Annotated in this window: 12 protein-coding genes; 4 read left to right on the top strand and 8 right to left on the bottom strand. The window is 64.6% G+C overall.

Going from position 1 to position 13,903, the window contains the following annotated elements:
- Positions 1–97: 97 nt before the first annotated feature.
- From lnt to ACMGGG_RS00895, 8 genes are all read right to left on the bottom strand, one after another.
- Positions 98–1,615, bottom strand: a complete 1,518-nt coding sequence (gene lnt / locus ACMGGG_RS00860; RefSeq protein WP_414155883.1) for an apolipoprotein N-acyltransferase — start codon at positions 1,613–1,615, stop codon at positions 98–100.
- 8 nt (positions 1,616–1,623) lie between these two features.
- Positions 1,624–2,463 (bottom strand): HlyC/CorC family transporter, encoded by an 840-nt coding sequence (locus ACMGGG_RS00865; protein WP_054892824.1) that lies wholly within the window; start codon positions 2,461–2,463, stop codon positions 1,624–1,626.
- 29 nt (positions 2,464–2,492) lie between these two features.
- Positions 2,493–2,966 carry an rRNA maturation RNase YbeY gene (ybeY, locus tag ACMGGG_RS00870; protein WP_414154724.1) on the bottom strand — a complete coding sequence of 158 codons (474 nt, stop codon included), beginning with the start codon at positions 2,964–2,966 and terminating at the stop codon, positions 2,493–2,495.
- The gene (locus ACMGGG_RS00875) at positions 2,959–3,957 is read right to left on the bottom strand and encodes a PhoH family protein (protein WP_112897246.1); all 999 of its coding nucleotides are present in this window, start codon (positions 3,955–3,957) and stop codon (positions 2,959–2,961) included. The genes ybeY and ACMGGG_RS00875 overlap by 8 nt, the downstream gene beginning before the upstream one ends.
- A gap of 131 nt (positions 3,958–4,088) precedes the next feature.
- Positions 4,089–4,640, bottom strand: coding sequence for a tetratricopeptide repeat protein (locus tag ACMGGG_RS00880; protein WP_054892827.1), 552 nt, complete (start codon positions 4,638–4,640; stop codon positions 4,089–4,091).
- Positions 4,641–4,870: 230 nt separating this feature from the next.
- Positions 4,871–6,154 (bottom strand): glutamate-1-semialdehyde 2,1-aminomutase, encoded by a 1,284-nt coding sequence (gene hemL / locus ACMGGG_RS00885; protein ID WP_054892828.1) that lies wholly within the window; start codon positions 6,152–6,154, stop codon positions 4,871–4,873.
- A 17-nt stretch (positions 6,155–6,171) separates the two neighbouring features.
- Entirely contained in the window at positions 6,172–6,795 is a 624-nt protein-coding gene (gene thiE, locus ACMGGG_RS00890; protein ID WP_414154725.1) for a thiamine phosphate synthase, read from the bottom strand.
- 14 nt (positions 6,796–6,809) lie between these two features.
- Positions 6,810–7,607, bottom strand: a complete 798-nt coding sequence (locus ACMGGG_RS00895) for a hydroxymethylpyrimidine/phosphomethylpyrimidine kinase (RefSeq protein ID WP_065861613.1) — start codon at positions 7,605–7,607, stop codon at positions 6,810–6,812.
- Positions 7,608–7,871: 264 nt separating this feature from the next.
- Here ACMGGG_RS00895 and ACMGGG_RS00900 point away from each other — a divergent pair, with 264 nt between their 5' ends.
- From ACMGGG_RS00900 to ACMGGG_RS00915, 4 genes are all read left to right on the top strand, one after another.
- Entirely contained in the window at positions 7,872–9,860 is a 1,989-nt protein-coding gene (locus ACMGGG_RS00900; protein ID WP_054892831.1) for a hybrid sensor histidine kinase/response regulator, read from the top strand.
- 99 nt (positions 9,861–9,959) lie between these two features.
- On the top strand, positions 9,960–11,603 hold the full coding sequence (locus tag ACMGGG_RS00905; RefSeq protein ID WP_063542626.1) for an acyl-CoA dehydrogenase family protein: 1,644 nt from the start codon (positions 9,960–9,962) through the stop codon (positions 11,601–11,603).
- 145 nt (positions 11,604–11,748) lie between these two features.
- A complete protein-coding gene (gene amn, locus ACMGGG_RS00910) occupies positions 11,749–13,251 on the top strand; it encodes an AMP nucleosidase (protein ID WP_178117571.1) in 1,503 nt (500 codons plus the stop codon).
- Between the two features lie 6 nt (positions 13,252–13,257).
- Complete coding sequence (locus tag ACMGGG_RS00915; RefSeq protein ID WP_414154726.1) at positions 13,258–13,887, top strand: pseudouridine synthase; 630 nt, start codon at positions 13,258–13,260, stop codon at positions 13,885–13,887.
- The last annotated feature ends 16 nt before the right edge of the window (positions 13,888–13,903 follow it).

The raw sequence follows: 13,903 nt of genomic DNA on the forward strand, positions 1-13,903 counted from the left end.
TGCTGGTCTCTTCAAGGGGAGCCCGCGCCCACAGGCACTGGGCCGTGAAGACCTTGCAGTGCCTGTGGGGGCGGCCTTGCCCGCGCAAAAAAGCCCGTTAGAGGGCTCTGGCAATCCTGGCTGCCAGTAGCGCCCAGCCCATCAGCAGCACGCAGAGGATTGCCAATGGCCACGAGCGCCACTGCAGGTAAGGCGTGAGCTGCTGCATCGGCACCACATCCCCATACAGAATCGCCTTCTGGAACTGCGGAATCTGGGTGGTGATCCTGCCGAACGGGTCGATCAGGGCCGTTACACCATTGTTGGTGGCGCGGATCATCCAGCGGCCCGCTTCGAGTGCGCGCATCTGTGCCATCTGCAGGTGCTGTAACGGGCCGATCGAGGTGCCGAACCAGGTGTCGTTGCTGATGGTCAGCAGCAGATCGCTCTGCGCTGCCAGCTCTGCGGCGAATTCCGGGTAGACCACTTCGTAGCAGATGTACGGCGCTATCTGATAGCCCTTGGCCTGCAGCAGAGGCTGGTCTTCCGGCCCGCGGGCGAAGTCGGACATCGGCAGGTTGAAGAACTCGATCAGCCCGCGCAGCACGTCCTGCAGCGGAACGTACTCGCCAAATGGCACCAGCTTCTGCTTGAGGTAGGTGCCGTCGCCTTCGCCGGTCACGGTGATGCCGTTGTAGTAGCGGCGCTGATGGTGCACCACTTCGCGGATCGGCACCCCGGTGATCAGCGCCGAATGACGGTCAGAGGCGAAGCTGCCCATCATGTCGATGTAGCCCTGGGCCTGGTCCTTGAGCACCGGTACTGCGGTCTCGGGCCAGATCAACAGGTCGACCGGCTTGGAGCTCAGGCTCATGTCGCGGTACAGCGCCAGTTGGGCGTTGACGTGGGCCGGGTCCCATTTCAGATCCTGCTCGACGTTACCCTGCACCGCAGCCACTTTCAGTGGCTCGCCGGCCGGTCGGGTCCAGGCGTGGTCCTTGAGCGCCAGGCCGATGCCCCACGGGGCGACCAGCAGCAGTGCGCCCACGGCGAGGAAGGCCGGGCGTGCACGCAAACGGTGCAGGTTGCACAGCAGCGCGGCAGACAGCGCCAGGGCGAAGGAAATCAGCCAGACGCCCCCCAGTGGCGCAAGCCCCGCCAGCGGACCGTCAAGCTGGCTGTAGCCGGCGTAGAGCCAGGGGAAACCGGTCAGGAACCAGCCGCGGAACGCCTCCTGCAACAGCCACAGGGCGGCGAAGCACAGGGCGTCAGCCAGTGGTGCCTCGTTGCGCCGCAGCCAGCGCGCCCAGAGCCAGGCGGGCAGGGCGAAGAACCAGGCGATGGCGGCGAAGAATGCCACCAGCAGCAGGATCGCCAGCAAGGGCGACGCCCCGCCGTAGGTATTGATGCTGACGTAGATCCAGCTGGTGCCAGCACCATACAGGCCGAACCCATAGCACCAGCCGCGACCCAAAGCCTGGCGCGGGCTGAGCTCGCGCAGGCCGAGGTAGAACAGCATGATCGCCAGCAAGGCGATCGGCCAGATGTCGAAGGGCGCCAGGGCCAGGGAGGTGGAAGCGCCGGCCACCATGGCCAGCAGGTTACCGGGCCAGCCGGGGCGGGTGATCCAGCGCATGTTCGTCCTTAGCGGGTGATCGGGGTCAGGCGCAGCAAGTGTATCCGGCGGCTGTCGGCATTGAGGATGCGGAAGCGATAGGCGCCGATTTCGGTGGTCTCGTTGCGCTTGGGCAGGTGACCAAAGGCGCTCATGACCAGGCCGCCGACAGTGTCGAACTCATCGTCGGAGAACTCGCTGTCGAAGAACTCGTTGAAGTTCTCGATCGGCGTGAGCGCTTTAACCAGGAAGTCGCCACTGGGCAGTGGCTTGATGTAGCTGTCTTCCTCGACGTCGTGCTCGTCCTCGATGTCGCCGACGATCTGCTCCAGCACGTCCTCGATGGTTACCAGGCCCGCGACGCCGCCGTATTCGTCGATGACGATGGCCATGTGATTGTGGTTGGCGCGGAACTCGCGCAGCAGCACGTTCAGGCGCTTGGACTCCGGCACGAAGGTGGCCGGGCGCAGCAGGTCCTTGATGTTGAAGCTGTCGCCGTTCTCCTTGAGGATCAGCGGCAGCAGGTCCTTGGCCAGCAGGATCCCGAGCACATCGTCATGGCTTTCACCGATCACCGGGTAGCGCGAGTGCGCGGCGTCGATCACCGCCGGCAGGAATTCGCGTGGGGACTGGCTGGCCTTGATGCTGATCATCTGCGAGCGCGGGACCATGATGTCGCGTACCTGCAGGTCAGCGACCTGGATGGCACCTTCGACGATGGTCAACGCTTCGCTGTCGAGCAGCTTGTTCTGATGGGCTTCGCGCAGCAGCTCGAGGAGCTCCTGGCGGTTTTTCGGCTCATGGGCAAAAGCCTGGGTCAGTTTACCCAGCCAGGACTTCTGCCCGTTGCTCGATCGATCTTCGCTCATGGCGGTTTACTCGTGTTCCTTTGCAGTGATCAAGGGTTGATTGAATCGGTGTCGTCATCGGCGTACGGGTCAGGATGACCCAGTTCGGCCAGCAATTCGCGTTCCAGGGCTTCCATTTCCTCGGCCTCATCGTCGTCGATGTGGTCGTAGCCGAGCAGGTGCAGGCAGCCGTGAATGACCAGGTGCGCCCAGTGTGCCTCCAGCGCCTTGCCTTGTTCGCTGGCTTCGCGCTCGACCACCGGCACGCAGATGACCAGGTCGCCCAGCAGCGGAATATCCAGCAGTTCGTCGGGCACGTCAGCAGGGAAGGACAATACGTTGGTCGCGTAGTCCTTGTGCCGGTAGGTGTTGTTCAGTTCGCGGCCTTCGGCCTCGTCGACCAGGCGGATGGTCATCTCCGAGTCGGCGCTGCGCTGGCGCAATGCCAGCTCGCACCAGCGGCGGAATGCCGCGTCGTCCGGTGCGGGGGAATCGGTAGCCCGTTGCAGATCGAGTTCAAGCATCTTTGGCGGGCGCCTCGGGCTTGGCCTGACGGGCTTCGAAGCGATCGTAGGCTTCGACGATGCGCTGCACCAGCGGATGGCGTACCACGTCCTTGGGCTGGAAATGGGTGAAACTGATGCCCGGGACGTCCCTGAGCACTTCGATCACGTGAGCCAGCCCCGACTTGGTGCCACGCGGCAGGTCAACCTGGGTGATGTCGCCGGTGATCACTGCAGTCGAGCCGAAGCCGATGCGGGTGAGGAACATCTTCATCTGCTCGAGGGTGGTGTTCTGGCTTTCGTCGAGGATGATGAAACTGTTGTTCAGCGTGCGGCCGCGCATGTAGGCCAGCGGGGCGATCTCGATCACCTGGCGCTCGATCAGCTTGGCCACGTGCTCGAAGCCGAGCATCTCGTAGAGGGCGTCGTACAACGGGCGCAGGTAAGGGTCGATCTTCTGGGCCAGGTCGCCGGGCAGGAAGCCGAGCTTTTCGCCGGCTTCGACCGCCGGGCGTACCAGCAGGATGCGGCGTACCTGTTCGCGCTCGAGCGCATCGACGGCGCAGGCCACGGCCAGGTATGTCTTGCCGGTGCCGGCCGGGCCGATGCCGAAGTTGATGTCGTTGGCCAGGATTTCCTTGACGTAGCGCTGCTGGTTGACCCCGCGCGGGCGAATGTTGCCCTTGCGCGTGCGCAGCGAGACGCTGACTTCGTTGACGGCGGGGTTGTCGATGTTCTCGACCGCCGACTCCTGGAGATAGAGGTGGACCGTTTCCGGCGACAGATCGGTGGCCTTGGTCTCGCGATAGAGACGGCGCAGCAGCTGTTCGGCGGCGGAGGTGGTCTTGGGCTCGCCGATCAGTTCGAACTGATTGCCGCGGTTGCGGATCTCGATGGCCAGGCGTTGTTCGATCAGGCGCAGGTGCTCGTCGAACTGGCCACACAAGTTGGCGAAACGGTGGGCCTCGAAGGGTTCGAGGGTGAAGCGATGGGGTTGTATGGGTGCGTTCAAGGTCGGTTCAAGGCGCTCGACGAAGGATATGAACTCAAGAATAACCCTTGAGCGACAGTGGCGAAAGATCTGAAACGATCAAGGGCAAGGCTGACAGTCTGCCAGCACCATTTGACGATTGGATGATCGGATCAGGGCAGCGGCGAGAACGGCGTGCGCCCTTCGGCGCTTTGCAGCTCCAGAAGGTACTTGCGGAAGATCTGCCCGAGCACTTGCGTGGCATGCTCGAGTTCGTCGCGGGGCATCTGCTCGGTGACTTCGTCGGCCATGTCCAGCGCGTCTTCGGCGCCGTTGACCGCAGCGATCTTCAGCAGGATATAGGCCTGGACGTTGTTGGCCTTGACCCCCTCGCCATGGAAGAACATGCCGCCCAGACGATATTGGGCCTGGGCATGACCCTGCAGCGAGGCTTTCTCGAACCAGTTCAGTGCCTTGTTCAGGTCCTTGGGGGCCTGGTTGCCGGTGTAGTAGAACTCGCCCAGTTCGTACTGCGCCTGGGCATCGCCGGATTCCGCACTTTGCGCGCAGGCTTTCAGCGCATTCTCCAGGTCTTGCGGCTGGGCATTGAGAGTGCAGCGGCCCGTCGCTGGAATCAGCAACGAGTTACCGCCCTCTGCCAGGGCCAGCAGGGGCTGAAGAAGCAACAGGCAGCCCAGGGTGAGGGCGCGGCCGGTGCGGTTCATGGGGATCGACTTACCTCTGCAAAGCTGCGGCCAATGTCTCTGGTGGCACATTATGGGATAAGCAGCGCCAACCTTACAAAGTTTTACTCGAAATTCTGCATCGAGGTGTATTTGTGCGACTTGTGATGGGGCTCACGTTTTGCTCTGAAGCAGCCTCATCGGGGTACAACCCTGCCCCACAGACGATAGCTGTGGGGTGGGCTTGCCCCGCGATGAGGCCGTCAGGTGGGTCACTTCAGCTTGGCAAATGCCCGCTCGGCCGCATCCAGGGTGATCTGCAGCTCTTTCTCGCCATGGGCGATGGAGGTGAAGCCCGCTTCGAACGCACTCGGTGCCAGGTACACACCGCCCTCGAGCATCAGGTGGAAGAAGCGCTTGAAGCGCTCTGCGTCGCTGGCCATCACATCGTCGAAGGTGACGATGTCGTCGGCACCGGTGAAGTACAGGCCGAACATCGCACCTGCCTGGGTGGTGACGAACGGCACGCCGGCAGCATCGGCGCGTTGTTGCAGGCCGTCGAGCATACGGCTGGTGAAGGCGCTCAGCTCGTCGTGGAAGCCCGGGCGGCTGATCAGCTTGAGGGTGGTCAGGCCGGCGGCCATGGCCAGCGGGTTGCCCGACAGGGTGCCTGCCTGGTAGACCGGGCCGAGCGGGGCGATGCAACCCATGATCTCGCGCTTGCCGCCGAAACAGCCTACCGGCATGCCGCCACCAACGATCTTGCCGAAGGTCGACAGGTCCGGGGTAATGCCGTAGTGGCCCTGGGCGCCACCCAGCGATACGCGGAAACCGGTCATCACTTCATCGAAGATCAGCACCACACCGTGCTTGTCGCACAGCGCGCGCAGGCCTTCGAGGAAGCCTGGCGCCGGTGGCACGCAGTTCATGTTGCCGGCCACCGGCTCGACGATGATGCAGGCCACTGTTTGGCCAACGTCGGCGAGGGTCTTCTCGACGGCTGCGATGTCGTTGAACGGCAGGGTCAGTGTGTGCTTGGCGAAGTCGGCCGGCACGCCCGCCGAGCTCGGCACGCCTTGGGTGAGCAGGCCGGATCCGGCTTTGACCAGCAGGCTGTCGGAGTGGCCGTGGTAGCAGCCTTCGAACTTGATGATCGCATCGCGACCGGTGTAGCCACGGGCCAGGCGAATGGCGCTCATGGTGGCTTCGGTGCCTGAGCTGACCATGCGCACCATCTCCATGGACGGCACGATCGAGCAGACCAGGTCGGCCATCTCGGTTTCCATGGCGGTCGGCGCACCGTACGACAGGCCGTGCTCCAGCTGACGGCGTACCGCGTCCAGTACGTCCGGGTGACCGTGGCCGAGAATCATCGGCCCCCAGGAACCGACGTAGTCGACGTAGCGCTTGTCGTCTTCATCGACCACATAGGCGCCTTCGGCATGTTTGAAGAACAGCGGGGTGCCGCCGACGCTCTTGAAGGCGCGCACCGGCGAGTTGACGCCGCCGGGAATGTGCTTCTGGGCTTGGGCGAACAGGGTTTCGGAACGGGACATGGGATCTTCTCTCGAAATCAGGAAGCGAACAGGGCGTTGAAGGCGCGGGCGCGGCGGGTGACTTCCTGCGCGCTGTCGGCACCAAACAGGCCGTGGATCACCGCCAGCAGGTCGGCGCCATGGGCGACCAGCGGGGCGGCGTTGTCGAGGGTGATGCCACCGATCACCGCGATCGGCAGCTTGACCTGGGCGCGGGCCTGCTCGATCAGCTCGAGGCTAGCAGCCGGGGCGCCGGGCTTGGTCAGGGAATTGAAGAAGCGGCCGAAGGCCACGTAGCTTGCCCCTTCGCTGGCGGCCTGTGCGGCCAGGTCGAGGCTGGCATGGCAGGTCGAGCCAATGATGGCGTTGCGCCCGAGCAAGGCACGGGCGGGTGTGAGCGGGCCGTCGGTCTGCCCCAGATGCACGCCGACGCCCAGGCGCGCGGCCAGCTCGGCGTCATCGTTGATGATCAGTTGGGTGCCGTAGCGTTCGCAGAGTTGCATCAGCGCTTCGGCCTCGCGCAGGCGTCGCGCCGCATCGTCACCCTTGTCGCGGTACTGCAGCAGGCAGACACCGCCTTCGAGCGCTGCCTTGACATGCGAAAGGAAACGGCCGGCGAGCAGCTGGCTGTCGGTGATCGCGTACAGGCCGCGTAGCTTCATGTGATGGCCTCGTATCAGGAGCAGAAGTCCAGGGGCAGGCGGCGGGGCACGTACTGGCCCTTGCCCAGTTGCTCGGCGTCGCGCAGCGTGCGCCAGGTGTAGTCCAGGGCGCTGCGCACCGCGCTTTCGAGCTGCTCGCCCAACGCCAGGCGACCGGCCAGGGCGCTGGCCAGCGTGCAGCCTGAACCATGGTAGCTGCCGGGCAGTCGCTGGCAGGTCCAGGTGTGTTGCTGGCCGCTGCGGCTGTACAGACGGTTGTGGATTTCCACCTCGTCGCCATGGCCGCCGGTAATCAGAAGATGCTCGCAGAACGGCAGAAGTTTCTCTGCGCATTCGTCTGCGCTGCCGTTCGGCAGTTCGGCAAGGATGCGTGCCTCGGGCAGGTTGGGCGTCGCGATGGTGGCCCGCGGCAGCAGACGCTCGCGCAGGGCGTAGCCGACCTCGTCCTTGCCCAGGCGGCCGCCACCACCGGCACGCAGCACCGGATCGCAGACCAGTGGCAGGTGCGGATGCGCGGCGAGGAGTTCGGCGACGGTATCGACCATCTCGGTCGAGCCGAGCATGCCTAGCTTGACCGCTGCCACGCTGGAGTCGGCCAGCACGGCGTTGGCCTGGGCCAGCACCCACTCGCGGTCGAGCACGCGGAAGTCGGAAACGTTGACGGTATCCTGGACGGTCAGTGCGGTCACGGCAGGGGCGGCGTGACAGCCTTGGGCGATCAGGGCTTCGATATCTGCCTGCAGGCCTGCACCGCCACTGGGGTCGTGGCCGGAGAGACAGAGGACAACGGGGCGGGAGCTGTAGGTATTCATGGTCGGCGAGCTTACCATCAAACCCCTTTGCGCGAATCGGCGAGTGCGGCAATTTAGTTGACCATTTGGTCAGCTTGTGTCTGTGGTAATGCCTGAAATTACCGTTCTAGAGCGCTTTATGGCAAATTGACAGTGGCTGCTGGACGGCTCCCAAGGCTATGCTAGAGTGCTCGGATAACTCTATTAACGGCGCTGCCGGGTTTCGTCGTCTCAAAGGGATGGGAGGCAATCACGACGCAACCGCGCAGACCATGCTGGGGCTGTATGCGCTATTTGCTGATTGTGCTCTTGGGCTGCCTGCCCCTGCTCGCCGGAGCGGTCGATTTCGACGATGCTACCCGGCAACTCCCCTTGGGCAAGCTGATGCAAGTCTACGAAGACGTGGATGGCAGCGCCAGCATCGACCAGGTCAGCGCGCCAGCGTTCGCCTCGCGCTTTCGCACGCACACCCAGGACGTACTCAATGCCGGCTACTCGACGTCGGTGTTCTGGCTGAAACTCGACCTGCGTCCTGTCGGTCTGCCAGCAGCCGCGCCCCGCCAATGGTTACTGGAACTGGCCTACCCACCGTTGGATCACCTGGAGCTCTACCTGCCTGATGGGGAGGGCAAATGGCGCCTGGCGCAACGCACCGGCGATGCCTTGCCCTACGCCAGTCGGCAGATCCGGCAGAACAACTACCTGTTCGAGCTGCCTTTGCCCCGTGAGCAGACCACCACGGTCTACCTGCGACTGCACAGCCAGGGATCGGTGCAGGCGCCGCTGACCCTCTGGTCGGCCGAGGCCTACATCGAGTCGCAGCCGGGGCGCTTCTACGTACTGGGCATGATCTACGGCGTACTGCTGGTGATGCTGGTCTACAACCTGTTCATCTATCTGAGCGTGCGCGATGTCAGCTATCTCTACTACATCCTTTATATAGGTGCGTTCGGCCTGTATCAGATCTCGGTGAACGGTGCCGGGGTCGCTTACTTCTGGCCTGACAGCCCCTGGTGGACCAACGCCGCCACGCCATTGTTCATCGGTGCGGCCGGTCTGTTCGGCTGCCAGTTCACCCGTCACTTCCTGCAGGTGCGTCGCCTCAGCCCGGGGTTCGACCGGCTGTTGTTGCTGTTGATGGCCTGGGGTGTGCTGGTGATGCTGCTGGCCGTCAGCCTGTCCTATGGCGTGGCGCTGCGCATGGCCACGGCGTTGGCGCTGACCTTCACGGTGAGTGTGTTTGCTGTCGGTGTGATGGCCTGGCGGCGTGGCGTGCGCGTTGCGCGCTGGTTCGTCATCGCCTGGACGGCGTTTCTGCTCGGCGGGCTGGTCAATACGTTGATGGTGCTGGGTTACCTGCCCAACGTGTTCCTGACCATGTACGCCAGCCAGATCGGCGCGGCACTGGAAGTAGCGCTGCTGTCGCTGGCCCTGGCCGATCGCATCAACCGCCTGCGCGAGGAACAGTCGCGGGCGCTGCGTGACAGCGGCCGAAAACTCGAGCAGCTCAATCAGCAACTGGCGCGCAGCAATCGACTCAAAGATGAATTCCTCGCCACCGTCACCCATGAGCTGCGCACACCGATGAACGGCGTGATCGGTTCGCTCGAACTGATGCAGACCCTGCCCATGGGCGCCGAGCAGGCGCAATATCACCGCACGGCCGTGGGTTCGGCACAGGACATGATGGCGATGGTCGACGACATCCTGATCCTCACCGAACTCCAGGCGGGCCGTCTGCGCGCTCACGGCGCACCGTTCAGCCTTCGGCGACTGTTGCAGGAGCTGCGGGCAGGGTATGCCGGGCAGGCACTGGGCAAGGGGTTGTACCTGAGCCTGGACGTGCCTGCGGACCTGCCCGACAGCCTGGTGTGCGATGCGCAAAAGCTTGCCCGCTGCCTCGCCTGCCTGGTGGACAACGGGTTGAAATTCACCCATCAGGGCGGTGTGATGATCCAGGCCCGCGGTCGCCGGATCGGCCCCGACAGCCTGGCGCTGAGTGTGACGGTCAGCGACAGCGGCATCGGTTTCGACGATCTGGACCAGGCCATCCTGTACCAGCGCTTTTTCCAGGTCGATGGTTCCATGACCCGGCGCTATGGCGGCCTGGGGATCGGCTTGTCGATCTGTCGCCAGTTGGGCGAGCTCATCGGCGCGCGTCTTTCCCATGAGTCGACGCGTGGCCTGGGCAGCCGCTTCGAACTGGCGATGACGGTGGCCGTGGCCCAGGTGCAGGCCCCTGCCGGGCGAATGGCTTCCGGGCCTGGGGCTTAGTTGGTCGGGTCGCCAGAATCGGCGCTTTTGCCACTTTGACTCATGGAGAATGAGTGCTTCACTGGACTTTCCAGGCCAGTTCGGATCCAGGAGCCGCCCATGAACCTGCACCAGTACGCCGAAACCCACGAAGTCACCAACCAGCCGCCGCCGCTCGACGGCGCCAATCTGTACCGCCTCGATGTCCCGCTGCAGGAATGGTCGAGGCGTTTCGGGGCGGGATGGGCCGAGGCGCGGATCGATGCCTATGGTGCCTTGGCGGGCGGGCCGCTGATGGCTGCAGGGTTCCTGGCCAATGCCCACAAACCCGAATTCAGCAGCCACGACCGTTATGGGCACCGCATCGACCTGGTGACCTTCCATCCGGCCTACCACGAGCTGATGCGCACTGCGGTCGAGCACGGCCTGCCCTCGCTGCCGTGGGCCGAGCCGCGTGCTGGCGCCCATGTGGCCCGGGCCTCGATGACCTACCTGCATAGCCAGGCCGAAGCCGGCACCGGCTGCCCCTTGACCATGACCTTTGCCGCCGTGCCGGCGCTGCGCCTGCAGCCGGAGCTGGCCGAATACTGGCTACCCAAGGTACTGGCGCGTGAGTACGATCCGCGCAACATCGGTGACCAGCACAAGGCCGGGGTGACCATTGGCATGGCCATGACCGAGAAGCAGGGCGGCACCGACGTGCGTGCCAACACCACCCGCGCCTATCCGGTCGGCACGCCCGGACCGGGGCAGGCCTACGAGCTGGTGGGGCATAAATGGTTCTGTTCGGCGCCGATGTGCGATGCCTTCCTGACCTTGGCGCAGACCGAAAAAGGCCTGAGTTGCTTCCTGCTGCCGCGCCATCGACCGGACGATCAGCGCAACCAGTTCTACATCCAGCGCTTGAAGAACAAGCTGGGCAACGTATCGAACGCCTCCAGCGAGGTCGAGTTTCGGGGGGCCCTGGCCTGGATGATCGGTGAGGAGGGGCGCGGCGTACCGACCATCATCGAGATGGTGGCCATGACCCGCTTCGACTGCATGGTTGGCTCCAGTGCCTTGATGCGCCAGGCCCTGACCCAGGCCACCCATCACTGCGCGCACCGCAAGGTCGGCGGCAAGCTGCTCAGCGAGCAGCCTCTGATGCAGAACGTGCTCGCTGATCTGGCGCTGGAAAGCGAAGCAGCGTTGGCCCTGAGCCTGCGCATGGGCCAGGCGCTGGATCAGCTCGACGATCCGCAGCAGGCGCATTTCGCCCGTCTGGTCACGGCGGTGGGCAAGTACTGGATCTGCAAGCGTGCCCCGGCGATGATCAACGAAGCGGCCGAATGCCTGGGCGGCGCCGGTTATGTCGAGGACAGCATCCTGCCACGGCTGTACCGCGAGGCGCCGGTCAACTCCACCTGGGAGGGCTCGGGCAATGTGCAGTGCCTGGATGTGCTGCGTGCGCTGTCCAAGGAGCCGGGCGTGCTCGAGGCCCTGTTCGTCGAGCTGGGGGATGGCCATGGCGATCCGCGGCTGGCCGCGCACATCGGCAACCTGAAGGGGGCATTCGCCGACACCAGCGACATCCAGTACCGGGCACGCCAGTTGACCGAGGACATCGCCGTGGCGATTCAGGCCAAGCTGCTGCTCGAGGCGGGCAATGCCACGGTGAGCGATGCATTTATCGGCAGTCGGCTGGGCACGGGCGGCCGGGTGTATGGCGCGTTGCCGCGTGGCGTCGATGCTCAGGCCTTGGTGGCGCGCGCCACGCCGCTCTGATCGCGTTGGCCCCTTCGCGGGTAAACCCGCTCCCACACGTTCACCGCTGGTTTCAATTACAGCGCAGCACCTGTGGTAGCGGGTTTACCCACGAAGGGGTCGCCATTTACCACCGGGGGTGTTTTTAGCGCCGAAGGCAGGCAAGATGGAAACCCTGCATGCACTCCAAGACAGGAAGCCCAGCGTGAGCCAAGCCTTTGTAGTCGTTGATACCCCCGAACAGGCCGTCGATCGTCTGGCGGCCCTGCATGAACAGGCCACCGGGGCCCTCAGCCAGGCCCTCAAGCGTTACCTCAAGGACCGCACCGAGCCGGACGAAGACCAGCGCGCCCAGTTCCGCTATCCGGCCCTGCGCCTCACCTACTACAGCCAGGGCGAAGTTGCCGCCACCACGCGCGCCTATGCCAAGGTGCAGGTCGCCGGGACCTACAGCGTCACCGTCACCCAGCCGGCCGCCTTCCGCGGTTATCTGCTGGAGCAGCTACGCCCGTTGATGAGCGACTACACCGTGACGGTGGAAGTGGGTGTCAGCGAGCAGAACATCCCGTATCCCTATGTGGTCGACCAGGGCGACGAACTGGCCGGCAGCGGCATCACTGCCGCGCAGCTGGCGCGGGTGTTCCCCAGCACCGACCTGTCTGCCGCCACTGACAACATCGCCGATGGCCTGTACGACTGGGAAAGCGCCGAGACGCTGCCACTGGCGCTGTTCGACGCCGCCCGTGTGGACTTTTCGCTGCGTCGACTGGTGCACTACACCGGCAGTGACTGGCGCCACATGCAGCCGTGGATCCTGCTGACCAACTACCACCGTTATGTCGACCAGTTCATTGCCCATGGCCTCGAGCAGTTGCGCCAGGATCCGCGCTTCGTGCGAATGGTGCTGCCGGGCAATGTCGTGATCGAGAAGGGCATGGACAACGGCGAGGCCCAGGCTCTGGTGGCGGGCGTGGTCTGGCATCGCTACCAGATGCCGGCCTACCATCTGATCGCCGCCGACGGCGATGGCATCACCCTGGTCAACATCGGTGTCGGCCCGTCCAACGCCAAGAACATCACCGACCACCTGGCCGTTCTGCGTCCGCACTGCTGGCTGATGATCGGCCACTGTGGCGGCCTGCGTCAGTCGCAGACCATCGGCGACTACGTGCTGGCCCACGCCTACATGCGTCGCGACGGCATCCTCGATCGCGTGGTGCCGCCGAACATTCCGATCCCGGCCCTGGCCGAGGTGCAGCTGGCGCTGCAGGAAGCGGCGGCGCAGGTGACCGGCGAGCGCGGCGAGCAACTGAAAAAGCGTCTGCGTACCGGCACCGTGCTTACCTACGATGACCGCAACTGGGAGCTGCGCTGGGCCCAGGAGCGCCCGCTGATCAACCTGTCGCGCGCCGTGGCGGTCGACATGGAGAGCGGCACCATCGCCGCACAGGGTTATCGCCTGCGTGTGCCCTACGGCACCTTGCTGTGCGTTTCCGACAAGCCACTGCACAGCGAGATCAAGCTGCCGGGCTCGGCGAACGCCTTCTACAACCGTGCGGTCAGCCAGCATCTGAAGATCGGCATCGCTGCCCTCGACCTGCTGCGCACCGAGCTCAACTCGCTGCACTCGCGTAAACTGCGCAGCTTCGATGAGCCGCCGTTCCGCTGAGGATCCATGCCCCTGCCACCCCGCTCCAACCCGCGCCGCCCGGCGGCGCGTCCTTCCGGCCCGCGTCGCCCGCCCAAGGCGCCGCCGGCCGAGCCTCGCCTGATCCTGTTCAACAAGCCCTTCGATGTGCTGACCCAGTTCAGCGACGACCAGGGGCGCGCCACGCTCAAGGACTTCATCGATATCCCGGGTATCTACCCCGCGGGGCGTCTGGACCGTGACAGCGAGGGGCTGCTGCTGCTGACCAATGACGGCGGTTTGCAGGCGCGCATTGCCGACCCGAAGCACAAGCTGCCCAAGACCTATTGGGTGCAGGTCGAAGGCGAGCCGAGCGAAGAGCAGTTGCAGCGTTTGCGCGATGGAGTCGAACTCAACGACGGCAAGACTCTGCCAGCCGAGGCACGTCTTCTGGATGAGCCAGCGCTGTGGCCGCGCAACCCGCCGGTACGCTTTCGCAAGAGCATTCCCACCCATTGGCTGGAATTGGTGATCCGCGAAGGGCGCAACCGCCAGGTGCGACGGATGACGGCGGCGGTGGGGCTACCGACCTTGCGTCTGGTGCGGGTCCGGATCGGTGACTGGAGCCTCGATGGGCTGGAGCAGGGCTGCTGGCGCGAGGTGCCGGCACGGCTGTAAGCCTGCGCCGGGGCCT

Origin of the sequence: Pseudomonas sp. BNK-44-b (genome assembly GCF_047456245.1) — a bacterium.
Taxonomy (GTDB): Bacteria; Pseudomonadota; Gammaproteobacteria; order Pseudomonadales; family Pseudomonadaceae; genus Aquipseudomonas; species Aquipseudomonas machongensis.